The organism is Streptomyces sp. NPDC102462, from assembly GCF_044765425.1.
Classification (GTDB): domain Bacteria; phylum Actinomycetota; class Actinomycetes; order Streptomycetales; family Streptomycetaceae; genus Streptomyces.
Map to the genome: position 1 here is coordinate 29,790 of NZ_JBIWKB010000063.1, position 23,025 is coordinate 52,814.

The 23,025-nt window shown below is 70.7% G+C and carries 13 protein-coding genes, 2 pseudogenes and 1 riboswitch; of the genes and pseudogenes, 11 read left to right on the plus strand and 4 right to left on the minus strand.

The annotated features are described in order from the left end of the window. Nucleotides 1–77: 77 nt before the first annotated feature. From ACIRFL_RS36080 to ACIRFL_RS36090, 3 genes are all read left to right on the plus strand, one after another. On the plus strand, nucleotides 78–1,865 hold the full coding sequence (locus tag ACIRFL_RS36080) for a sigma-70 family RNA polymerase sigma factor (RefSeq protein ID WP_404037425.1): 1,788 nt from the start codon (nucleotides 78–80) through the stop codon (nucleotides 1,863–1,865). 280 nt (nucleotides 1,866–2,145) lie between these two features. Beyond that, complete coding sequence (locus ACIRFL_RS36085; protein WP_404037428.1) at nucleotides 2,146–2,316, plus strand: hypothetical protein; 171 nt, start codon at nucleotides 2,146–2,148, stop codon at nucleotides 2,314–2,316. Beyond that, the gene (locus tag ACIRFL_RS36090) at nucleotides 2,313–2,663 is read left to right on the plus strand and encodes a hypothetical protein (RefSeq protein WP_404037431.1); all 351 of its coding nucleotides are present in this window, start codon (nucleotides 2,313–2,315) and stop codon (nucleotides 2,661–2,663) included. Before ACIRFL_RS36085 ends, ACIRFL_RS36090 begins: the two co-directional genes overlap by 4 nt. 219 nt (nucleotides 2,664–2,882) lie before the next feature. On the opposite strand, the gene ACIRFL_RS36095 is transcribed toward ACIRFL_RS36090, so the two are convergent. The 3 genes from ACIRFL_RS36095 to ACIRFL_RS36105 all read right to left on the minus strand — a co-directional run bounded on the left by ACIRFL_RS36095 (nucleotide 2,883) and on the right by ACIRFL_RS36105 (nucleotide 5,537). Then, nucleotides 2,883–3,491 (minus strand): response regulator transcription factor, encoded by a 609-nt coding sequence (locus ACIRFL_RS36095; protein ID WP_404037433.1) that lies wholly within the window; start codon nucleotides 3,489–3,491, stop codon nucleotides 2,883–2,885. 106 nt (nucleotides 3,492–3,597) lie between these two features. Further along, the gene (locus tag ACIRFL_RS36100) at nucleotides 3,598–4,416 is read right to left on the minus strand and encodes a C40 family peptidase (RefSeq protein ID WP_404037436.1); all 819 of its coding nucleotides are present in this window, start codon (nucleotides 4,414–4,416) and stop codon (nucleotides 3,598–3,600) included. Beyond that, nucleotides 4,413–5,537, minus strand: a complete 1,125-nt coding sequence (locus ACIRFL_RS36105; protein WP_404037438.1) for an SPFH domain-containing protein — start codon at nucleotides 5,535–5,537, stop codon at nucleotides 4,413–4,415. Before ACIRFL_RS36105 ends, ACIRFL_RS36100 begins: the two co-directional genes overlap by 4 nt. A gap of 505 nt (nucleotides 5,538–6,042) precedes the next feature. On the opposite strand from ACIRFL_RS36105, the gene ACIRFL_RS36110 reads away from it, so the two are divergent. From ACIRFL_RS36110 to metE, 4 genes and pseudogenes are all read left to right on the plus strand, one after another. Continuing rightward, a complete protein-coding gene (locus ACIRFL_RS36110; RefSeq protein ID WP_404037441.1) occupies nucleotides 6,043–6,846 on the plus strand; it encodes a TIGR04222 domain-containing membrane protein in 804 nt (267 codons plus the stop codon). Beyond that, a pseudogene (locus ACIRFL_RS36115) lies at nucleotides 6,843–8,037 on the plus strand (DUF692 domain-containing protein). Before ACIRFL_RS36110 ends, ACIRFL_RS36115 begins: the two are co-directional and overlap by 4 nt. Next, nucleotides 8,038–8,174, plus strand: a pseudogene (locus ACIRFL_RS36120) (NADP oxidoreductase); the annotation flags it as partial. It lies immediately after the preceding pseudogene. Nucleotides 8,175–8,331: 157 nt separating this feature from the next. Beyond that, nucleotides 8,332–8,557, plus strand: a riboswitch (cobalamin riboswitch). Nucleotides 8,558–8,724: 167 nt separating this feature from the next. Continuing rightward, on the plus strand, nucleotides 8,725–11,049 hold the full coding sequence (gene metE / locus ACIRFL_RS36125) for a 5-methyltetrahydropteroyltriglutamate--homocysteine S-methyltransferase (RefSeq protein ID WP_404037444.1): 2,325 nt from the start codon (nucleotides 8,725–8,727) through the stop codon (nucleotides 11,047–11,049). A gap of 254 nt (nucleotides 11,050–11,303) precedes the next feature. On the opposite strand, the gene ACIRFL_RS36130 is transcribed toward metE, so the two are convergent. Next, complete coding sequence (locus ACIRFL_RS36130) at nucleotides 11,304–12,299, minus strand: GlxA family transcriptional regulator (protein WP_404037447.1); 996 nt, start codon at nucleotides 12,297–12,299, stop codon at nucleotides 11,304–11,306. Nucleotides 12,300–12,431: 132 nt separating this feature from the next. Here ACIRFL_RS36130 and ACIRFL_RS36135 point away from each other — a divergent pair, with 132 nt between their 5' ends. From ACIRFL_RS36135 to ACIRFL_RS36150, 4 genes are all read left to right on the plus strand, one after another. Next, on the plus strand, nucleotides 12,432–13,394 hold the full coding sequence (locus ACIRFL_RS36135; protein ID WP_404037458.1) for an NADP-dependent oxidoreductase: 963 nt from the start codon (nucleotides 12,432–12,434) through the stop codon (nucleotides 13,392–13,394). Continuing rightward, entirely contained in the window at nucleotides 13,391–14,362 is a 972-nt protein-coding gene (locus tag ACIRFL_RS36140; RefSeq protein ID WP_404037450.1) for an NmrA/HSCARG family protein, read from the plus strand. The genes ACIRFL_RS36135 and ACIRFL_RS36140 overlap by 4 nt, the downstream gene beginning before the upstream one ends. A 329-nt stretch (nucleotides 14,363–14,691) precedes the next feature. Next, entirely contained in the window at nucleotides 14,692–18,330 is a 3,639-nt protein-coding gene (locus ACIRFL_RS36145; RefSeq protein ID WP_404037453.1) for a LamG-like jellyroll fold domain-containing protein, read from the plus strand. A 150-nt stretch (nucleotides 18,331–18,480) separates the two neighbouring features. Then, nucleotides 18,481–23,025: RHS repeat-associated core domain-containing protein (locus ACIRFL_RS36150; protein ID WP_404037456.1), on the plus strand; the 4,545-nt coding region annotated here is incomplete at its 3' end.

The window sequence follows — 23,025 nt, forward strand, 5'->3', positions numbered from 1 at the left end:
GCATTCTTAGTGTGCTGCTCACCCACTGTCATCAGAGGTCAGACAAGCAGTGTCCGCACTGCCGCAGCAGAGGATTCATGAGCGACAGAACCCCACACCCTCCCGACGACCAGCAGTCCGCCGAAGCCGGCGACGCCGAACTCATAGCCTTAACACGCGCCGGAGACAGTGCGGCATACGAAGTGCTGTACTCGCGCCACCGCCAGGCCGCCGTCGCCTGTGCCAGGTACTACGCCCCCCGCGAGGCGGACGTCGACGATCTGGTCGCCGAGGGCTTCGCCAACGTTCTGGACACGATACGCAAGGGATCGGGCCCCACCGAGTTCTTCCGCGGCTATCTCATGCAGGCGATCCGGCACAGCGCTTTTCGCACCACCAGACAGCAGCGACGAACGGTGCTCACCGACATGTGGGAATCGAGCGCGCTGGTCGAACCGGTCAGAGATCCCGCGACGGAGGCATTCGACAGCGAGGCGGTCAGCCAGGCATTCCGTTCCCTGCCCGAGCGCTGGCAGGCGGTGTTGTGGCACACCGAAGTGGAGGGCGAGACACCGGCGGCCGTGGCGCCCGTCCTGGGCCTACGGCCCAACAGCGTCTCGGCGCTTGCCTATCGGGCGCGTGAAGGTTTGCGCATGGCCTATATCCAGGCCCACATCACCACCGCGTCCGACCAGGCGTGCCGAAAACACACCGCCAAGCTCGGCGCGTACACCCGGGGCAGGCTCAGCACGATGGAGACCGGCCTCGTACGGGAGCACCTGGAGAACTGCGAGCGCTGCAAGGGCCTGTACCTGGAACTGGCCGATGTCTCGGCCTCGATGCGCGCGGTCGTCGCCCCGCTGATCCTCGGCCCTGCCGCATCCGCCCTTCTGCTGCACGCCCAGGGGTCCGCCGTCCCGCAGGGTGCCGGTCACCCCCCTCGCGCGCGTGTGCGGCTCAGGGGCAAGGGGACGAGCGGCAAGCCGCTGGCCGGGTCGGCCGCGGCCGCCGTCGTGGTGGGCGCGGGCGCCCTGGCCCTCGCGCTGACGGGTATCCACCGCGCTGCCGACGACGACCCGTACAACACGCAGGCCGGGCGGCCCCCGTCGCCCGCGGCGGGGCCGTCGTCGTCGGCTTCCTCCAGCGCCCTGCCCCTCGACCCGGTCTCCGACACCGACTCCACCACGGGGTGGCCACCGGCGGATCTGGTACCCAACGCGTCCGCCGCCTCGGTGCCGGCCGACGGCACACCGGAGGGAGCGCCGGCGAGCCGCGGCCCCTTGCCCACGCCCTTCGAGTGGAACCCCGTCCTTGTCCCCGTCTCCCTCGCCTCGATGTCGGCGTCTGCGTCCGCGCCACCTGGCGCCGAACCGTCGGGCACACCGACCATGTCAGGCACACCGACCACGCCGGAAACCCCGCGTCCGTCGGAATTCCCGCACCCGTCGGAGACCCCGCACCCGTCGGAGAGCCCGACCCCTACCGCTTCGGCCACGACCACCCCCGTAGACACCCCGACGGTGTCCGAGGCGCCGAGCCCATCGGGGAGCCCCGAGCCACCCGCGTCCCCCACAGCTCCGGCCAGCCCCACGCCCGGCACATCCACCGAGCCGGAGGATCCCGCCTCCGGCACACCCGACGTGCCGGACGACCCCACTGCGGGACCGAGCCCCACCCCGTCCGAACCGGCGCCCGGCGGCCCACCCGGCCACTGCCACTGGTACGACTGCCATGGGTACGCATGCCACTGCCTGCCCTGTCACCCGCACAGTCACCGGGTCGATCGTGCCGACACCCTCGTGCCGGGGGCGTCGGACGGTGTTCCCTCCGCTCTGTCCGCGATCCTCTCGGTGCTCGGGCGGTACGGCTTCCGCTTCCCCGACTGACCGAGTCGCACGGGAACATGGCGATCACCCCCGTCCGCCGCCGGGTCACCACGGCGGACGGGTCACTCTCCAAGGGCGCCGTCGTCCCAACTCCCGCCGCTCGCACGCGTCATGAGCGGCCGACTCGTGTCTCAAGTGAGTGACCGGACCTACAAGGGGTCCCGTACTCACGCCTGTTCACCGAGGTTCAGATGCCGATCGCGCAGCAGCCACCCTCGTCCCCGCGGCCCGTCGCCGCCGGGCCGCGGCGCACACGGCCGCACGACCACCGGGAGACAGCGTGACCGCCACCGTCATCGGCGTGGCCTGCCTTCTGCTCCTCTGCGGAGCGGCCGGCGCCCTCGTCGTCCTCGCCCGCCCCGCACACCGGAGGAACCGCATGCCCGCCCCGTCCGGCACCCGCCGACCGCAGACGCCGGTCCCCTCCACAGACGGAGGCGAGCAGCCGTGAGCCGCCTGTCCGGCCTTCTGCGCACCGCGTACGGCGCCCTGTTCGGGTGGCTCGCCTGGTGCGCCGCGCAGTCAGCCCGCAACCACGCCCCCTGGGCATGCGCCGCGTTCGTCGCCGGCTCCTGCCTCGTCTTCGTCGCCGTGATCCGCGAGGGCGACCTCGCGGACGCCCGGCGACGCGAGGCCGTACGAGCCCAACGCGAGACCCACCCGCACCCCGCCGACGCCGGTGCCGCCGCGGCAGCCGTCGCCCTCGCCGGTTGGTGCTGCACCGCATGGGCGGCCACCGCCGGCGCGGAGCACGACCCGGCCTGCCGGCACCGGGGATCACGGAGCAACGCCGCATGACCGGCTCGTAGACCGGGACTTGGGCGCCGGCCCCGACCGACTGCGGAGGTCGCGACGCCGGGAGCCGGCCTGCCGTCGGGACTCACCGGGGTGGGGACGGCCCGCCACGAACCAGGACGGGGCTGGGCGCCATGGCGCGGCGGGTCGACCGCCCGCGCGGAACACGGGACCGCGCCGTCACACCTCCTCCGGCGGTGACGGCGCGGTCCGGCTGACGGGTCACTGACGCGGTTGCCGCGCTGTCGCCAGGACGAGGCCCCTTTCAGCGAGGCCCCTTTCAGTAAGACCTCTTTCGGCGAGGCCCCTTTCGGTGAGGCACCGTGCGGGGACGGCGGACGGCTCGCCGGGCCGGCCGGGCGGGCGGGCGTCCGGGAGGTGTCGTGGGTCGTTGGCCGGTGGTCCCGCGGTCGCCTGCGGTGGGCCGGGTGTCGCGTCGGGGGTGCGGACCAGCATCATCGCGTGGGCGAGGGTGGCAGCGCGGACGCATACGGCGCAGTCGGGGGTGTAGACCGGATGGACCCAGCACGGGCTCCAGGCCTGGCGGAGGGCGCGTAGTACCTGCTTTCGGTCGTGCGTCCAGACCGGGTCGGCGTTCTCCGGGAGGTAGCCCTGTTCGATGGCTGTGATGACGGCTCGGGCGCGGCTCTTGACGCCGAAGGCCGCGTAGATGGCACGCAGGTGTGTGTGCACGGTGGCCCGGCTTATGGACAGCTTGTGGGCTATCTGGTCCGCCGTGGCACCGTTCAACATGTGCCTGAGCACTTCTTCCTGACGTGGTGTGAGAACACGCGGAAGCGGCTGCGTCGAGGACGGCGTGGGCGATGTCATGGCTGGGACCTCTCTCGTCGGGCCGGCACTGGAGCGCGGGCTGCACCTGAGAGAGACCCCGGCCCTGCTCCTGTGACGCGTTCATGGACGGACGCTCAGAGCCTTGTCAGGGGCGGCCGAAGAAGGTGGGGTAGTAGCCGCTCGACAGGGCCGAGACACGGACGTCCTTCCCGGGGCGTGGTGCCTCCACATAGCGTCCGTCGCCCAGGTAGAGGGCCACATGCTCGATTCCCGACTGCCTCTTGCTGGACGACCAGAACAGCAGGTCGCCGCGGCGCAGACTGCTCGCCGAGATCTTGGTGACGGCTCCGTACTGGGCGGCGGCGACGCGTGGCAGTGAGATCCCGGCGCGCTTGTACGCCTGCTGCACCAGACCGGAGCAGTCGTACCCGACGGGCCCGTTGCCGCCCCAGATGTAGGGCTTGCCCAGCTGGGCGAGGGCGTAGCCGACGGCCCGCTCCACGGAGGCGTTGCCGCTCCTGCCGGCCGTCGGCGGTTTTGCCGCCGAGGCGGAAGAGGGGGCGGAGGACGACGGGGACGAGGAGCCGGAGGTGCGGGTGCGCTGGAGGTAGACGTCGTAGTGGCTCGTCCAGCGCCACTGCCCGTTGGACCTGAACCAGTACCTGGAGCCGTCCCACCCCGCCCGCTTCGGCGCCGGCAGCCATGTCCGCTGTGCCGTGGTCTGCCCGGAGCGCTGGAGGTAGACACTGTGGTGACTGGTCCAGCGCCACTGTCCGTCGGACTTGAACCAGTACCTGGAGCCGTCCCACCCCGCGTGGCGCGGGGCCGCAAGGGCCTGGGCCGGGGGAGCGGTGAGCGCGCTCAGGCCCACGACGCCGGTGGCGATGGCGAGCACCGCACCGGCCGCCTGTATCCCGCGGATGGTGCGGCGCCCGCGGGATGGCTGCTCCGCCTCGGCGGTCATGGCACCGTCGGGGAGCCGTCCGGTGCGGCAGTCGCGGTACTCGCATCCCTTCGCAGGTCCCGCTTCGACGAACTCTGTTGTTCCGGCCACTGGATTCCCCATTCCTTGAGGTTCGCGCTCGGGGTGAGCAGCGAAAGCACGAGCAGGCGCAGGAACAGGGAGTCCTGGCCCGCGGACGGGTGTGTGTCGGTGTCTTCGTCGGCCCTGATCCGGTCGAGGGCCGTGCGGGCGACATCGACGGCGTCGCTGATGACGGTGGTGCGCAGATCGGCGTCGAGTTCGGCGCGTTGCAGCCGGCGGACGCTCTCGGCGATCTCCGTGCCGTAGTCGAGGGAGAGCTGCTGGACGGAGTAGATCTCCAGGCCCAGCGGTGCCAGCTCGGGGGCCAGGACGCGGGTCAGCTCCTCGCCGAACCACGTCCCGTCCCGCAGCGTCGGCCCGGGTGTGCCGAACCGGTCGGCGGGCAGCGTCGCGGTGACCTCGGACACGGTGGCCGCCGCCTGTGCGCGCAGGAACTCCTCGTGGTCACCGACCGCGAACGTCGCCCGAGCGGTGTCCTGGACCCGCCAGACGACCAGCAGGCTGACGAGGACCGGATGGCCGACGCGGTCCACGGCGGCGAGGGAGTCGCCCCGGAAGTGGCGCAGCCGCACGTCCACGCGGTGCCGCCTGAGCAAGGGATTCACCCACATCAGCCCCGCCCCGCGCACCGTGCCCCGGTACCGGCCCCACCGGGAGAGCACGACGGCGAAGCCCTCCTGGTTGGCCAGCAGGCCGCTCACCGCGAGCAGCAGGCCGAGGGCGAGACAGATCAGGAGCGACGGTGACGGCTCGGGGACGCTCACCCAGCGCCGGACGTATCGGCCCCTCCCCACGAGTACGGCGATGGCCGCACCGCACAGCAGCGCGCCCAGCAGGGCGATCCAGCCGGGCAGGACAAGACGGGGCCGGAACTCACGTGCCTGTGTCGTCAGCCGCGGCGGTCGCCGCCGTGCCTCACGGGCGGGTGGCTGCGGCTCGGGAATCAGGACGGGGCCGGGATCCGGCTCCGGTATGCAGTCGGCGGCGAACCCGAGGGGTCTTCCCTGCCCGGCGGGCGGTTTCTCGGACGGATCCGGCACCTTGAACGGGGTGTTCCCCCACTGCGAAAGGGAGCAGGGGAACTCATTGACGGGCAGCTCCGTATGCGTGGGACGTCCTGCACGCTCATCCTTCAACCGCGGCTTCCTCTTCGCCCATGTCGCCCGGCCGCGTTGACCGGTCTCGGGCCAACGAGACGCCACCGGACGTTTCATGACGCGCACAGACCTGGGACCTGTGTGACGTGCGCCACGGAAGACGCGGGTGGCATACCTGACCGCGTTTCGCATCGTGCAAGAAGCCCTGACCAACGTCGCGCAGCAAGCCCTGGTCCTCGCCCGCTTCGGGCTCCCCACCGCGCAGCCCGGAGCGCCGCGCACCCCCGCTCCCGGTTCACCCGTCGCCGCGCGGGAACCACCCGGATACCTGTCGACGTCGTGTTCGACGCCATTGCCCGTACCCGCATCGCCTGACACGGCTTCGACATCGTTCAAGGGAGGCAGCGATGAACGCCCCCTGGGTTTCACCGGCCCTCAGTTCCTCGGCTTGTACGCCGCAGGTTTCGCGGTCGCCGTGCTGCTCGGCGTGGCCGTACGGCAAGCAGCCCGCCCCTTCTACCCCGCCACGGACACCAGCGTCATACCGGACGTCTACACCATCGCCTGGGTCGTCGGCGGGGCCCACCAGGTGGTGAGCACCGCCCTCTACGCCCTCATCCGGGCCGGCCATCTGCGCACGGCCCGGGACGGCACCCTCACCTTCTGTGGCAGCGTCCCCGACGAGCCGGTGCAGCGGGCCGTCCTGGAGGCCGCGCGGACCCGGGAGGCCACCAACACGACGCTGGTGCAGGAGGCAGCCCGGCGCCTGCCGGAGATCCGTCGGGCCGGGGACGCCGCGCGCAAGCTCGGTCTGCTGCCCAGCCGTAAACGCCGGCTGGCCGGGCGGCTGTCCGGGCTGCCGATGCTGGTGCTGGTCGGAGTCGGCATCGCCCGGATGGTGAACGGCGTCCACCTGGGCCGCCCGGTGCGCGTGCTGGTGGCCTTCCTGCTGGTCTCCCTCGTGGTGGCGGCGGTCTTCGTCTGCACACCGCCCCGGATCACCCCCGCGGGCTGGTACGCGGTACTCAACGCCGGAAGGTCGAGCTACCCGGTGCTCTGGGGGCCGGCCGGCGACGGCCCGAAGGTGTCGGCCCCGGTAGTCGCCGTCGCCACGGCAGGCTGGATCACCATCCCTGATCCGACACTCCGTTCGTCCCTTTTCAGCTCAGGGTCCTCGTCCTCGTCGTCCTCCGGGGGCGGCTGCGGCGGCGGCAGTTGCGGCGGCGGAGGGGGAGGGGGGTGCGGCGGATGACGGCGCGGCTGGGCTTCGGCATCGGCTGGCGGCCCCCGATCGACCTCACCGTGGAGCGGCTTGCGGGCGTGGACTTCGTGGAGGTCATCGCCGAGGCGGTCGACCCGCGGCGGCTGCCCGAGTCGCTGCGGGTGCTGCGGGGCCGGGGCACCCCGGTGGTCCCGCACGGCGTCTCGCTCGGCCTCGGCGGGGCGGAGCTGCCCGACCCGGCGCGGCTGGCCCACCTGGCGGCCTGCGCTCAGGCGCTGGGGGCGCCCCTGGTCAGCGAGCACGTCGCCTTCACCCGGGCGGGCGGGCTGGAGAGCGGCCATCTGCTGCCGGTGCCGCGTACCCGGGCGGCGCTGGACGTCCTGGCCGAGAATGTCCGGATCGCCCAGCAGCAGCTGCCCGTGCCGCTGGCCCTGGAGAACATCGCGCCGCTCCTGGCCTGGCCCGGGGACGAGCTGACGGAGGCGCAGTTCCTCACCGAGCTGGTCGAGCGGACCGGGGTGCTGCTGCTGGTCGACGTGGCCAACCTGCACACCGCCCGGGTCAACCTCGGCGTCGACCCGGTGGCGGTGCTGGACGCGCTGCCGCTGGAACACCTGGCGTACGTCCATGTCGCGGGCGGAGTGCTGCGCGACGGCCTGTGGCACGACACCCACACCCACCCGGTGACCGGACCGGTGCTGGACGTCCTCGCAGAACTCGCCCGCCGCACCGACCCGCCCGGGGTGCTGCTGGAGCGGGACGGCAGTTACCCGCGCGACGACGAACTCGCCGCCGAACTCGCCGCCATCCGGCGGACCGTACGGGAGGCCCGCGATGCCCGCTGAGCCCCCGGCGGCCGGGGCAGGGGCCGCGCGCGAGGAACTGGCGCGGCGCCAGGCCGAGTTGCTGGCCGCCCTGGTCGCGGGCGGCCCGGCCCCGGAGGGCTTCGACCCGGACCGGCTGCGGGTGCAGGAGAGTGCGCTGCTGGACAAGCGGCGCAGGGTGGTGGCGGCCCATCTGCCGGACGTGGCCGAGGCGTTGGGGGAGCAGATTCCCCGGCTCTTCGCCGGGTACGCCGAGGGACGGCCGCGCCCGCCGGGCGGGCCGCACGCCGACGCGGCGGCCTTCACGGCGCACCTGCGCGCTCGCGGCCTGCTGCCCCGGGGCACAGGGCCGCGCCGGTGGGCCCGCCTACTGCGCCGCCTGCGGCCGGGGCGCTGAGAGCCCGCGTCCGGCGGCGGTCTCGAATGTGCGGACTCCTGGAAGCGACCGCCGCGCTGTTCATCGCCCTGTGGGTCGGCGAGGGAGCGGATGCACAAGCAATCGCTCCTCCGCTGGCATACGCGGCCGGACCGAGCCACCAGGAAACGGAAGGCGGCAGGGGGCTTTCTGAAAGGGCGGGAGACGCGTGTGCGGGGCTTTCCGCCCTCCGCCCGCTTCAAACCTGTCTCCCGCGTGTGCCGACTCACCATCCGAATGATGGACGCAAGCCTCCGGACTCGCGGCCATCCCCTTACGCTGGCCCGTGCAGCTGGTTCGCCCCGTCCGCCAGGCGGGATGCGTCGTAAGAGGGAACCCGGTGGGAATCCGGGACTGCCCCGCAGCGGTGAGCGGGAACGACCGCCGTCATACGCACTGGATCCGACGTACCGGGTCTGGGAAGCGACGGCCAGTAGGTGTCCTCCGGACAAGGAGGGCGTGCCCGTGAGTCCGAAGACCTGCCACCTGCCCGTGTGCGGACCACTCCGCGCGCGGACATCCCGGTGACCTCGTGGGCGGGTCGGCGTACATACCGGGCGGACGACCGCGCCATGCCGCGCGAGGTCGCCTCCGCCTGGTTCCGTCACCCCTTCGCGCTCTCGTCCCGTCGCCGGGACCTCAGGGAATCATCTCGCGAAGGAGATCTCCGTGACCACCAAGTCCGCAGCCGCGGCAGCACGGGCCACCGTGTACGGCTACCCCCGCCAGGGACAGAGCCGGGAACTGAAGAAGGCCATCGAGGGCTACTGGCAGGGCCGCGTCACCGCGAACGCCCTCCAGGGCACCGCCGCCGAGCTACGCCGTACGAACTGGCGGCAGCTCGCCGAGGCAGGCATCCACGAGGTCCCGACCGGCGACTTCTCGTACTACGACCACGTCCTGGACACCACCGTCATGGTGGGTGCGATCCCCACGCGGCACCGGGCCGCCGTCGAAGCCGACAGCCTCGACGGCTACTTCGCCATGGCCCGCGGCACCCAGGATGCCGCGCCACTGGAGATGACCAAGTGGTTCGACACCAACTACCACTACCTGGTCCCCGAACTCGGCCCGGACACAGTGTTCGCCGCCGATACGACCAAGCAGGTCGCCGAGCTGAAGGAAGCCCTGGCGCTGGGCCTCACGGCCCGGCCCGTCGTGGTCGGTCCGGTCACCTACCTCCTGCTGGCCAAGCCCGCGCCCGGCGTACCCGCCGACTTCGAGCCAATCACCCTGCTGGACCGCCTGCTCCCGGTGTACGCCGAGACGCTCGCCGACCTCTGCGCGGCCGGCGCGGAATGGGTGCAACTCGACGAACCCGCCCTGGTCCAGGACCGCACACGGGCCGAACTCAACGCAGCCGCCCGGGCCTACCGGGACCTCGGCACTCTCACCGACCGGCCCAGGCTGCTGGTCGCCTCCTACTTCGACCGGCTCGGCGAGGCCCTGCCCGTCCTCGCCCAGGCGCCGGTGGAGGGTCTGGCCCTGGACTTCACCGAGGCCGGCGCCGCCAACCTCGACGACCTCGCGGCGGTCGGCGGACTGCCCGGCAAGCGGCTGGTCGCCGGCGTCGTCAACGGACGCAACATCTGGGTGAACGACCTGGAGAAGTCACTGTCCACACTCGGCACTCTGCTGGGCCTGGCGGACCGGGTCGACGTGGCCGCCTCATGCTCCCTGCTGCACGTCCCTCTCGACGCCGCCGTCGAACGCGGCATCGAACCGCAGATCCTGCGCTGGCTCGCCTTCGCGCAGCAGAAAACCGCCGAGATCGTCACCCTCGCAAAGGGCCTCGCCCAGGGCACCGACACCATCGCCGCCGAACTGGCCGCCAACCGCGCCGATCTGGCCTCCCGGGCAGGCTCACCGATCACCAACGACCCCGCCGTACGGGCCCGGGCCGCCGCGGTCACCGACACCGACACGCGCCGCTCGCAGCCGTACACCGCACGCGCCGGCGCCCAGCGTGCCCGCCTCGGGCTGCCGCTGCTGCCGACCACGACCATCGGTTCCTTCCCGCAGACCGCCGAACTGCGCACCGCCCGCGCCGACCTGCGCGCCGGACGGATCAGCACGTCCGGCTACGAGGAGCGCATCAAGGCGGAGATCGGCGAGGTGATCGCCTTCCAGGAGAAGGCGGGCCTCGACGTCCTGGTGCACGGCGAGTCCGAACGCAACGACATGGTCCAGTACTTCGCCGAGCAGCTCACCGGCTACCTCGCCACGCAGCACGGCTGGGTCCAGTCCTACGGCACCCGCTACGTCCGCCCGCCGATCCTCGCCGGTGACATCTCGCGGCCCGAGCCGATGACGGTGCGCTGGACGACGTACGCCCAATCCCTGACCTCACGGCCGGTCAAGGGCATGCTCACCGGGCCGGTCACCATGCTCGCCTGGTCCTTCGTCCGCGACGACCAGCCCCTCGCCGACACCGCACGGCAGGTTGCCCTCGCCCTGCGCGACGAAGTGAACGACCTGGAGGCATCGGGCACTTCGGTGATCCAGGTGGACGAGCCGGCGCTGCGTGAGACGCTGCCCTTGCGGGCCGCCGACCGCGCCGCGTATCTGGCGTGGGCAACGGAGGCGTTCCGGCTCACCACGAGCGCCGTACGGCCCGGCACCCAGATCCACACCCACATGTGCTACGCCGAGTTCGGCGACATCGTCCAGGCCATCGACGACCTCGACGCCGACGTCATCAGCCTGGAAGCCGCCCGCTCCCACATGCAGGTCGCCCGCGAACTCGCCGCCCACGGCTACCCGCGCGAGGCCGGACCAGGCGTCTACGACATCCACTCTCCCCGCGTGCCGAGCGCAGTCGAGGCAGCCACCCTGCTGCGGAAGGGACTTGAGGCGATCCCCGCCGAGCGGCTGTGGGTCAACCCCGACTGCGGGCTGAAGACCCGTGGCTGGCCCGAGACCCGCGCCTCGCTGGAGAACCTTGTGACTGCGGCTCGCGCCCTTCGAGGGGAACTCTCCGCGGCCTCAGGCTGACATCCGTCCGCCGGGGGAGGGAGTATCGTCGCCCGCTCCCTCCCTCCGGCGCCGACCTGCCAACCCTGACACTGCCGGCTGATCCGGCCCCGCACAGGAGTCCAGGGACCGGATCAGCGCGTGCCGAGACCCGTCGCCCTCATCGTCGCCGGCAACGGCATCCCGGCGGCGGTCACGGCCACCGCAACTCGGCGCCGACCGGGACGGCCCGCGCCGACGAGCAGGCAGGACAGCGGGGAGTCCTCGTCCAAGGCTCACGTCATCCGAAGAGGCTCCGCCCTGGCCGGTTCTGGGGCGCAGTGGGCGCGGCGGTAGGCCAGTGGGGACAGGCCGAGGTGGGTGTGGAAGTGCTTGCGCAGCGCGACGGGGTTCCCGAAGCCACAGGCTGTGGCGATCCGCGCGACGGTCAGGTCGCTGGATTCCAGCATGCCGCGTGCCTGGTTCAGACGGCTTTGCAGCAGCCATTGGAGGGGGCTTGTGCCCACCTCGGCACGGAACCGTCGGGTGAACGTGCGCTCACTCATGTGGGCGTGGCGGGCCATGTCCTGCAGCGTGAGCGGCTCGGCCAGCCGGCCGAGTGCCCACTGGCGGGTGGCCGAGGTGGAACGGTCGGCATCCTTCGGCACCGGATACTCGATGAACTGTGCCTGTCCGCCTTCGCGCCATGGAGCCACCACGCATCGTCGCGCTGCGGAGGTGGCCACGGCCGCGCCGTGGTCCCTGCGGACCAGATGGATGAACAGGTCGATGCCGGCAGCCCCGCCGGCAGCTGTCAGGACGCGTCCGTTGTCGACGAACAGCACGTCCGGATCCACCTCCACGTCGGGGAACAGCCGGGTGAACTGGTCGCACAGCGCCCAATGGGTGGTGGCCCGCAGTCCGTCCAGCAGGCCGGCCGCCGCGAGCAGGAACGCCGATGTGCACAGGCTGACGATGCGGGTTTCAGATCCGATTCGGGAGAAGGCCGCGGCCAGCCGGGCGGGCAGCTCGCCGGTGGCGAGCAGGTGTTCGTCGGGCTCCTGGGTGGCGATCACTACGGTGTCCGCACCGTCCAGGAGCGATTCGTCATCGTCGACGACGATCCGCAAGCCCTCGCTCGTACGGACCGGCCGGCCGCCGAGCGAGCAGGTCGTCACGGAATAGAGCCGTGCCCCGGTCGGATCGGTGGCCTCGTTGAGCACCCGGGCCGCGATGCCCAGGTCCATGGGCATGACCCCGTCGAGGGCGAGAACGGCGACACGATGTGGCATGGCTGGAATGGTACGACAGGTGGCTGCCCGGCCACTCACGACGTCCCTGGGAGTCGGCGAGGCTGAAGCACATGCCCGGGGCCTTTGGCCCCGGGCTGAAGAACATGCGAAGCAGATATGAGCGAGGAACGTATGAGCGAGCAGACGATGCGCGCCGTCACCGTCAAGGAGTTCGGTGGACCGGAAGTGCTGACCGCCGGCCGGGTCGCGCGCCCCGAGCCGCTGCCGACCGAGGTGCTGGTACGCGTGCACGCCGCCGGAATCAACCCCGTGGACTGGAAGACCCGTGCGGGCCACGGCATGGCCGGGCTGCAGACGCTGCCGTTGATCCTCGGCTGGGACGTTTCCGGCGTCGTCGAGGAGGTCGGCTTCGGTGTGACCACGCTCGCACCTGGCGACGAGGTCTATGCCATGCCGTGGTTCCCGCGCCCGGCCGGCGCTTACGCCGAGTTCGTCACGGCACCGTCCCGCCAGTTCGCCCGCAAGCCGGTCTCGCTCTCGCATGTCGAGGCCGCGGCTCTGCCGCTCGCGGCGCTCACCGCCTGGCAGGCCCTGGTCGACACGGCGCGCGTCACCGACGGGCAGCGGGTGCTGGTACACGCCGCGGCCGGTGGTGTCGGGCACTTGGCGGTGCAGTTCGCCAAACACCTTGGCGCCGAGGTGATTGCGACCGCCCGCGAGCCCCGGCACACCTGGCTCAGGGAACTGGGCGCGGACGAGACGATCGACTACACCCGGCAGCGGTTCGAGGAGGCCACCGGCGAGGTCGATGTCGTCATCGACCTGATCGGCGCCGCAGATGACACCGACGTGCGATCGGTGCCGGTGACCCGGCCCGGCGGCCTGATCGTCTCCGTCCCGGGCGGTGTCTCGGACGGCCTGGCCGCCGCGGCCGGACAGGCGGGTGTGCGCACCAGCCCGCTGCTGGTCGAGCCGGACGCCGCCGCTCTGACGTCCATCGCCGACCTGGTCGACTCCGGCAGGGTCCGGGTCGAGGTCGAACGCAGCTTCGCCCTGGAACAGGCCGCCGAGGCGCACCGGCTGGGGGAGACCAACCGCACCCGCGGCAAGCTCGTGCTGGAGGTGGCGCAGTGACGTCGACGACCGCACTCGTGGTCGGGGGCACCGGTGCCATGGGCAGCCGGGTCGTCCGGGCCTTGGCCGCGCGGACCGGCACCGTCGTGCGGGTGCTGACCCGCGACCCGTCGTCGGACCGGGCCCGTGCCCTCGTCGAGAACACCCCCGGTGACATTCGGCCGGTCCGCGGTGACCTGGACGACGAGCGGTCCCTGAAGGCCGTCTTCCAAGGTGTCGACCAGGTCTTCTGCAATACCGACTTCTTCGCCACCGCCAGCCCTCGACAGGAGCACGCACAGGGGCTACGGGCCCTGCGCGCGGCACAGCAGGCCGGGGTGGACCGGTTCGTCTGGTCGTCACTGGACAACGCCGCCGTCCTCACCGACGGGCGTATCCCGGTCCCGCACTACGACGCGAAGGCCGCGGTGGAGGCCCACATCGCGCTGGAGCGCTCCGAAGAGGCTATGCGGCAGGAGACCGACGGCTGGTACTCGCGGCACGTCGCCGTCCTGGTGACCGCGCCATACTTCGAAAACCTCTACAGCCTGGCCCCGCAGCCGGCCCGGCTGCCCGACGGACGTGAGGGCCTTGTGTTCGCCCTGCCACTCGGCGAGGCCGGCCGCTGGCCCTTGATCGCGCTGGAGGACATCGCCTTCTTCGCCCGCCACCAGCTCGACCACTGGGACGACTGGGGTGGCCGGACTTTGCGCATCGCCGCCGACGCCCTCACCGGTGACCAGATCGCGGCGGCGTTCGAGAAGGCGACCGGTGTGCCGAGCGTCTACCGGGCGGTGGACCTGGACGAGTTCAGCCGTTCCCTACCAGGGATCGGCCACGACCTGGCAGCGATGTTCGCGTTCTTCCAGGACCGCGACCTCCTCTCCCGCGACCGGGACCTACAGGCCCTGCGCGCCCTGCACCCACAACTCGCCACCTTCGGCGACTGGTTGACCACCACCGGCTGGGACGGCACCGCCGGGGGATGACAACGCGGCGGCCTCACCACGGCCGCCGACTGCTGTCCATATTCGGACGACTCGCATTCACCTGCTATTCAGTTCTGAAAAACTGTGTGTTCAATGTGTTGTTCGAAATTGCCGGCCTTTGAATCCCGCTCTCTCTTCGAATGGTGGCTTGAATTACCCCAGTGTGATCTATGCCACTCTTGATTTATTGCTTATCCGCCCCGTTATGATCGCCTCCATCATTGTGATGCTTGTGTGATACATGGGGTGGGGCTGTGAGATCGCACTGGGAGGGGCCGTTTTCGCCTGCGCGGAGACGGCGTGCACGTCACACACTCGCGAGACTTACGGTGTTGGCATTGCTCGCGGCCGGGCCGGCCGTGACGGCCGCTCCGGCCGCGCAGGCCGGTACCCCGGCGGCGCGGACGCCGTCCGAGCAGGCTGCGGCGTCGGATGAGCCGGTCGAAGTGACGGCGGAACGCACCGAGTACACGCAGACGTTCGCCAACCCGGACGGTACCTACACCCTGAAGCAGGCGACGTCCCCGCAGCGGGCCAGGGACGCCTCGGGCGGCTGGCATGACATCGACACGACGCTGGTGCGCCGGGCCGACGGTACGGTCGGCCCGCGCTACGCGGCGGTGGACGCGTCGTTCTCGGGCGGCGGCAGGGGAGACATGGTCCGTCTGGCGAAGGACGGCCGGGCGTTGTCCGTCGGCTGGCCGGGTCAGTTGCCGGAGCCCTCGCTGAACGGTGCCACCGCCACTTATGCGGAGGTGCTGCCCGGCGTCGATCTGCAGTTGACGGCGATGCCCGACGGATACCGCGAGGTTCTGCTGGTCAAGTCGGCGCAGGCGGCCCAGAACGAGGCACTGGAGCAGCTGCGGTTCACCGTTGCCGGCCAGGGGGTGTCGGTGGTCTCCGGCGCGGCCGGCGGGCTGAGGGCGCTGGACGCGGACGGCAACGCGGTGTTCACCGGGCCGGCGGGGCAGATGTGGGACTCGGCCGGCACCCCGGCGGAAGGAACCCAGCCCCAGGCGGTGCGCGCGGCCGGCTCCGGTCCCGCCGCTCCGCAGGCGCCGGCGGACGACAGCCAGAACGCCGGAGCGGCGGCTGCCGACGCAGAGACGATGGTCGGGCCCGGGGACGGCTCTGCCACCGCCACGCTGCCGGTGCGGGTCGACGAGGGCAGCATCGCCGTCGCTCCCGACCTGGATCTGCTGCGGGGTGCCGACACGGTGTACCCGGTCTACATCGACCCGTCGGTGGGCCTGTCGCGTGCGGAGCGCACGGTGCTGTCCTCGGACGGGGACAAGTTCTACCAGTTCTCCGGAGAATACGGTGTGGGCCTCTGCTCGAACGCGGACGGCTACTACTGCGGCGACAACTACGCGAACCGCATGTACTTCGAGTTCAGTCCCAGCGCCCTGGCCGGCAAGCACGTTCTGCACGCGACGTTCCGTGCGCATGAGACGTGGTCGTTCAACTGCAGCCCCTACACGGTGACTCTGGAGCGCACCGGGAACATCTCGGAAGGGACGCGGTGGCCCGGCCCGGCCATCGGCGCGCTCATGGACTCGCGGAAGGTGTCGGCCGGCCGCGGGGACAGGTGCAACCCGGCGCAGCCCGATTCCTGGATCGAGTTCAACGGCAGCCTGACAAAGAACGTGCAGGACTTCGCCGACGGCAAGTTCTCCCGGCTCACACTGATGCTGCGGGCGCTGGACGAGGACGAGCCGCGGGCCTGGAAGCGGTTCGACGACAACGCCGAGATCACCGTCGACTACGTACCCAACCCCGGTGTCCCGATCAACGTGGGTGTCATCCCGGGAGTGGCGGGGGCGAACGCGCACGGGTACTGCTATCCGGACGACAGTCCGCTGGCGGTGACGGTGGACCAGCCCACCGTGCGGGCGAGGGTGGAGACGCAGGTCCAGCCGGGTGCCAACGACAGCAAGGGCCAGTTGAAGATCAACTACCGCATCGCCCGCCAGTTGGACACGGGCGGGTGGGAGGAGATCTGGGCCGATGACAGTCCCGACAGCGGCTACGTCCCGGACGGCACGCTGCTGGACAAGCAGACGACGAAGCGCACGGACGGCACCACCTACCGCTACCGGGCCCGCACCCAGTCCCACTGGTCCTACAACGGCACCAGCGGCGAGTTGTACTCGACGTTCTCGCCGTGGTGTTACTTCGTCATCGACTCCACCGCGCCCAAGGCCCCCCGAATCCACCCGGAGGATCCCGTGAAGGGTTCCCCGTATGTGGAGTGCACGACCAACTCCTGCCCGGCCAAGGGCGGGCCGGGAGTTCCCGGTTCCTTCGTGTTCGAACCCAACAGCGCCGACCCGGACATCAAAAGGTACCGGTGGGTGCTGGCCGGACCGACAGGAAACGTCGGAAAGCCGCGGACGATCGAGGCCCAAGCCGACCACACCGCCGAGGCCCCCGATGTCACTCCGGCGTTGGGTGGCACCCATCACCTGACGGTGTGGGCGATCGACGTGAGATCGCGCACGGGGGAGCCGGAGACCTTCGACTTCCAGGTCAGCCTTCCGCCGGGGCCGGTGGGGCGCTGGCACTTCGACGACGGAGCACCCGGCTCCGATGTGACCACGGCCAAGAACAGCGTGGGCGATGACCCGCAGCACGACCTGAAAATGACAGGCGGTGCAGGATTCTCCAGCATGGCGCGCCGCGGGGACGAGGACACCTCGCTGTGGCTGGACAGCAGCGATCCCGCCCGGCAGCAGGCGTACGCGGAATCCGCCGAGCCGGTGGTGAACACCGCGCACTCGTTCACCGTGTCCGCCTGGGTCAACCTCACGGACGCCTCCACCAGCCGGATGATCCTGGCCGAACCCGGTGCCGAGGCACAGGCGTTCGCCCTGTACTACTCGTCCTCCACCCGCTCCTACGTCTTCCACTACACCGCCACCGACTCCGCCACTCCGGTCTTCGTCAAGTCCGTCGCCACAGCCACCGACCCCCCGCTGCGGGTATGGACCCATGTCGCCGGTGTCTACACCGCCGCCACCGATGCCAACGGCAACCGCATGCCGCAGAACGACACCATCCAGCTGTACGTCAACGGCTGCGCCCAGGGCGCCCCGGTCAACCTGCGCGATGCCGCACCGTCCTACGTGCCCTGGGAAGCGGGGAAGGGCCTGCAGGTAGGACGGTCCATCGTGCGTAACGCGGCCGGGCAGTACTTCCGGGGCCGCATCGACGAAGTCGCCGCCTGGCAGAGCGCCCTGTCAGCCGACGAGATCGCTCAGGAGGCTCAAGCCCGCGAAGACGGAGCGCCTGACGTCGAGTTGGTGGCCGACTGGAACGCCGAGAACTCGACGGGATCTTCGGTCAGCGAGTTCTCGCCGTACCCGCTCGGCTCCATGACCTTGTCCTCCGGCGCCACCCTCGACGAGGAGAGCAGCGCCCTGGTCCTGGACGGCAAGGGCGGGTACGCCTCGACGACCGGACCGGTGGTCGACGACACGGGCTCGTTCACCGTTGCCGCCCAGGCCAGGATCAATCCGGATGTCCTGAACACCAAGCCCGACGGCTACCAGGCTCAGATCGCCGGGCAGGCCGGGACCGGCGGAGCCTCCTGGGCCCTGACGGTGAAGAAGCTGGCGCAGGACACCTATGTGTGGCAGTTCCTGCGTACCACGCCCTCCGGTACCACCGTGGCCACGGCCGACGTGACGAACCTGTCCGAACTGGCCGACGCCTCCGCCACGGTAACCCTGACCGGCGTATACGACGCCCAGGAGCAGGGCGGCCGCCTGCACCTGTACGTAGGCGCGACGCCGGTGGCCGACGGCGAGAACAACGTCTTCACCGGGCCCCTGCAGGGTACCGGGGCCCTGTCCATGGGCGGCACCACCAGCAGCAGCCACTTCGCGGGACAGGTCACTCGGCTCCGGATCTGGACGGGCGCCATGAACCGCGAGGCAGTCCAGTCCCGCGTCATCTCCTCCGACTGACCGGTCGCCTGGGGGCGAAGGGGTCACCACCCTTCGCTCCCGGGCCCGCCCGAACGGCAGCCGGCCCGGCTGCGACCTCGACCAGCCTGCACCGGCACCACACCCCACGTCACGCCCCGCCTCAAGCGGGGCTCTGGATGGAGCTTGGACATGAGACCCATGCCGCTGTTCCGCCGCTCTGCCCCCGCCACGGGGTCATCCCGCTGGCGCGGCCGCATAGCCGTCACCGCCGCCTTCACGCTTCTGCCCGGCCTGCTCAGCCCCTTGACGGCCCTCGCGCGGGAGGCAGAGCCGCTGGGCCGGCCGGATGATCCGAAGCAGGTCTCGGTGCGGACGGTGCCGCTCAAGCCGAAGCAGACGGCGACCTCGCGCCTGATCGCCCGGCAGGAAGCGGCGAACAAGAAGGCCGCGGCCCGGGCACTGCGCGACCAGGACACGACCGTGACCTGGCCCGCGCCCGGGAGCGCCACGCTCACCGCACCCGCCACCGGTACGGCCAAGGCCACGGCCGGGTCCCTGCCGCTGACACTGTTCACGCCCACGACCGCGGCGGGGCGGACGAAGAAGGCGGCGCAGGCGGTCACGGTGCGGGTGCTCAGCCGCACACAGACACGAGCCCTCGGCATCAAGGGGCTGGCTCTGGCCGTCACGGGTCCGCGCAGCGGCGGCACCGCGGACCTCGGCATCGACTACTCCGCCATCGCCCGTGCCTACGGCGGAGACTGGGCCGGACGCCTCCAGGCCGTGCGGCTGCCCGGCTGCGCCCTCACGGACCCCGGCAAGGCGACGTGCCTCACGACGGAGCCGGTGAACTCCGCCAACGACCGCGGTGCACACACGCTGCGCACCCAACTCTCCTTCAGCGCCGCCCCGTCCGCGAAAGCGGCAACGGTCGGCGGGCAGACCATGGTGCTGGCACTCGCGGCCGGGACGAAGTCCGGCGGCGGCGACTACAAGGCCACCCCGCTGTCCGCATCCTCCACTTGGGAAGCCGGCGGCTCCTCGGGCACCTTCACCTGGAACTACCCGCTCAAGACACCCCCGGCCGCGGCCGGCCCGAGCCCTGACCTGTCCATCTCCTACGACTCCGGCAGCGTGGACGGACGCACCGCCAACACCAACAACCAGGGCAGCCTGATCGGCGAGGGCTTCGACCTGACCTCGTCCTACGTGGAGCGAAAGTACGGCTCGTGCGACGACGACGGCCAGAGCGGCAAGTACGACCTGTGCTGGAAGTACGACAACGCCTCTCTCGTCCTGAACGGCAAGGCCACCGAACTGGTCAAGGACGACACCACCGGAACCTGGCGGCTGAAGAACGACGACGCGTCGACCGTCACGCACTCCACCGGCGCCGACAACGGTGACGACGGCGACAGCGGCAACGACGGCAAGGGCGAGTACTGGACCGTCGTCACCGGGAACGGCACGAAGTACGTCTTCGGCCTGAACAAACTCGACGGCGCCGACACCGAGCGCACCAACTCGGTATGGACAGCGGCGGTGTTCGGCGACGACTCCGGCGAACCCGGCTACGGCCGCGGCACCTCGTTCTCCGGCCGCTCCGTGGTACAGGCATGGCGGTGGAATCTCGACTACGTCGAGGACACCCACGGCAACGCCATGTCGTACTGGTACACCAAGGAGTCCAACTACTACGCCAAGAACGGCGCGAGCACCGGGACTTCCTACTACACCCGCGGCGGCTACCTCACCAAGATCCTGTACGGGCAGCGGGCCGGCGCCCTGTTCACCGCCACCCCCACCGCCTCCAACCAGGTCACCTTCACCTATGCCGAGCGATGCATCCGTACCGACAACGGCTGCGACGACCTGACCGAATCCACCAGCCCGCACTGGCCCGACGTACCCTTCGACGCCATCTGCAAGAACGGCGACCCGTGCACCGGCAACGTCGGCCCCACCTTCTTCACCCGCAAACGCCTCACCGGCGTCACCACCCACGCCTGGAACGCCGCGCGCAGCTCGAGCGCCGACTTCGAACCCGTGGACTCCTGGAAGCTGACCCAGGTGTATGTCGACCCGGGGGAGAGCGGTGACTCGGCCGACCAGTCCCTGTGGCTGCAGTCCATCCGGCACACGGGCGAGCACGGCACACCCCTGTCGCTGGACCCCGTCTCCTTCACCTACGAGTTCCTGACCAACCGGGTGGACGGCGCCGCCGACGACATCCTTCCCCTGGCCAAGCCGCGCCTGACCGGCATCACCACCGAGACGGGCGGCAGGACCGCGGTCACCTACGCCGCGGCGGACTGCGTCGCCGGGCAGACCATGCCCCGGCCCGACCAGAACACCCGCACCTGCTATCCGGTGTACTGGCGGCCGAACGGCGGTGACATCGACCCCGTCCTGGACTGGTTCCAGAAGTACCCCGTCACCGCCGTCAACGCCACCGACGAGACGGGGGCGTCCGGCACCATCACCGACACCTACCAGTACTCCGGCGGCGGAGCCTGGCACTACAACGACGACCCGATGACCCCGGAGAAGGAACGCACCTGGTCGATCTGGCGCGGCTTCGAGAAGGTCACCCACCTCACCGGCCCCAGCGGCGGCACCCGGAGCAAGACCGTCACCGTCTACCTGCGCGGCATGAACGGCGACCGTCTCCTGAAGGCCGACGGCAAGACCCTGGACCCGGACGCCCGCCGCAGCGCCCAGAGCACCGGCATCAAGGCCCCGGCCCTCACCGACGCCGACCAGTACGCCGGCTTCACCCGGGAAACCGTCACCTACAACGGCGCCGACGAGGTCACCGGCACCGTCAACGACCCCTGGTCCCGCAGGACCGCGACCCAGCACAAGTCCTACGCCGACACCGAGGCGTACTACGTCCGCACCGCCGCCACCCACACCCGCACCCGTATCACCAGCAGCAGCCAGCCGACCGACCGTATCCGCTCCACCGCCACCACCTACGACGACTACGGCATGCCGCAGACCGTCGAGGACAAGGGCGACGACGCGGTCACCGGAGACGAGACCTGCACCCGCACCTGGTACGCCCGCAACCTCTCAGCCGGCCTGACCTCCCTGGTCTCCCGCACCCGCACCACCGCCAAGCCCTGCGCCACCGCCGACAGCGCACTCGACTTCCCGGCCTCCTCCGCCACCCCCGGCGACATCGTCTCCGACACCGCCACCACCTACGACGCCGCCACAGCGTGGACCGCGGACCAGACCCCCACCAAGGGAGATCCCCGGTGGGCCGGACGCGCCGGCGGCTACGACAGCAGCGGCAAGCCGACCTGGCAGAAGGTCAGCACGACCACGTTCGACACCCTCGGTCGGCCACGGATCGTCACCGACACCAACGACGACCAGATCAGCAAGACCACCTACACGCCCCCGGACACCGGCCCGCTCACGGCCACCGCGGTCGCCGACGGCAAGGACTACACGACCAACACCCTCATCGACTTCGCCACCGGCGCGCCCACCAAGATCACCGACCCGAACAACAAGGTCACCGAGTCGGCGTACGACAGCCTCGGACGCGTCACCGACGTCTGGCTGCCCAACCGGCTGCGCATCGGCGGGGCCACACCGAACTACAAGTACGAGTACCACCTGTCCAAGGACACCGCGTCCTGGGTCTCCACCAGCACCCTCACTCCGACCGCCTCGGGCTACAACACCACCTACACCATCTACGACTCGCTGCTGCGCGCCCGGGAGACCCAGTCCCCGTCACCGTCGGGCGGGCGGATCGTGGCCCTGACCCAGTACGACACCCGCGGCCTGGCCGTCTCCACCCTGAGCGACATCTGGGACGCGAAGAACGCGCCGTCCGGCACCCCGGCCACCGTCGAGGGCGGCCAGGCCCCGATGCAGATCGACACCACCTACGACGGCGCCGCCCGGGCCATCACCGGCGAGACCAAGGTGCAGGGCGTCCACCGCTGGACCACCACGACCACCTACCAGGGTGACCGGGTCATCCAGACGGCCCCCGCCGGCGGACAGGCCACCTCCACGCTGACCAACGCGCTGGGCCAGACGACCGAAACCCGCCAGTACGCCGCCTCCCAGGCCACCGGCTCCTACAACCACACCCGCTACACCTACACCCCCGGCGGGCAGCAGAAGACCATCACCGCACACGACAACAGTGTCTGGTCCTACACCTACGACCTGTTCGGCCGCCAGACCAGCACCACCGACCCCGACAAGGGCACGACCGACACCCACTACACCACGCTGGACCAGGTCGAATGGACCCAGGACGCCGAGAACAACAAGCTCCTCTACAAGTACGACATCCTCGGCCGTAGGACCGACCTGTGGCAGTCCGACACCACGGACGCCAACAAACTCGCGCACTGGGACTACGACCAGGTCGCCAAGGGCCAGCACGACACCGCCACCCGCTACGTCGGCGGAACCACGGGTCAGGCCTACATCCAGAAGGTCACCAGTTTCGACAGCCTTTACAACGCCAGGGACAGCCAGCTGACCCTGCCGGCCACTGACGAGTTCGTGAAGGCGGGCGTCCCGCAGACACTGAAGTTCAGCGCCTACTACAACGCGGCGAATCTGCCGTCTGGCATCGATGAACCGGCTGTGGCCGGCCTGCCCCTCGAAGGCATCACCCCCACCTACGACAACCTCGGCAACCCCAAAACCCTGGGTGGCACCACCGGCTACGTCCTCGGCGCGGCCTACTCCGAACTC

Coding starts and splice junctions, on each gene's coding strand:
- ACIRFL_RS36080 (WP_404037425.1), top strand. CDS start 78: ATGAGCGACAGAACCCCACACCCTCCCGACGACCAGCAGTCCGCCGAA.
- ACIRFL_RS36095 (WP_404037433.1), bottom strand. CDS start 3,491: ATGACATCGCCCACGCCGTCCTCGACGCAGCCGCTTCCGCGTGTTCTC.
- ACIRFL_RS36100 (WP_404037436.1), bottom strand. CDS start 4,416: ATGACCGCCGAGGCGGAGCAGCCATCCCGCGGGCGCCGCACCATCCGC.
- ACIRFL_RS36130 (WP_404037447.1), bottom strand. CDS start 12,299: ATGCCACATCGTGTCGCCGTTCTCGCCCTCGACGGGGTCATGCCCATG.
- ACIRFL_RS36135 (WP_404037458.1), top strand. CDS start 12,432: ATGAGCGAGCAGACGATGCGCGCCGTCACCGTCAAGGAGTTCGGTGGA.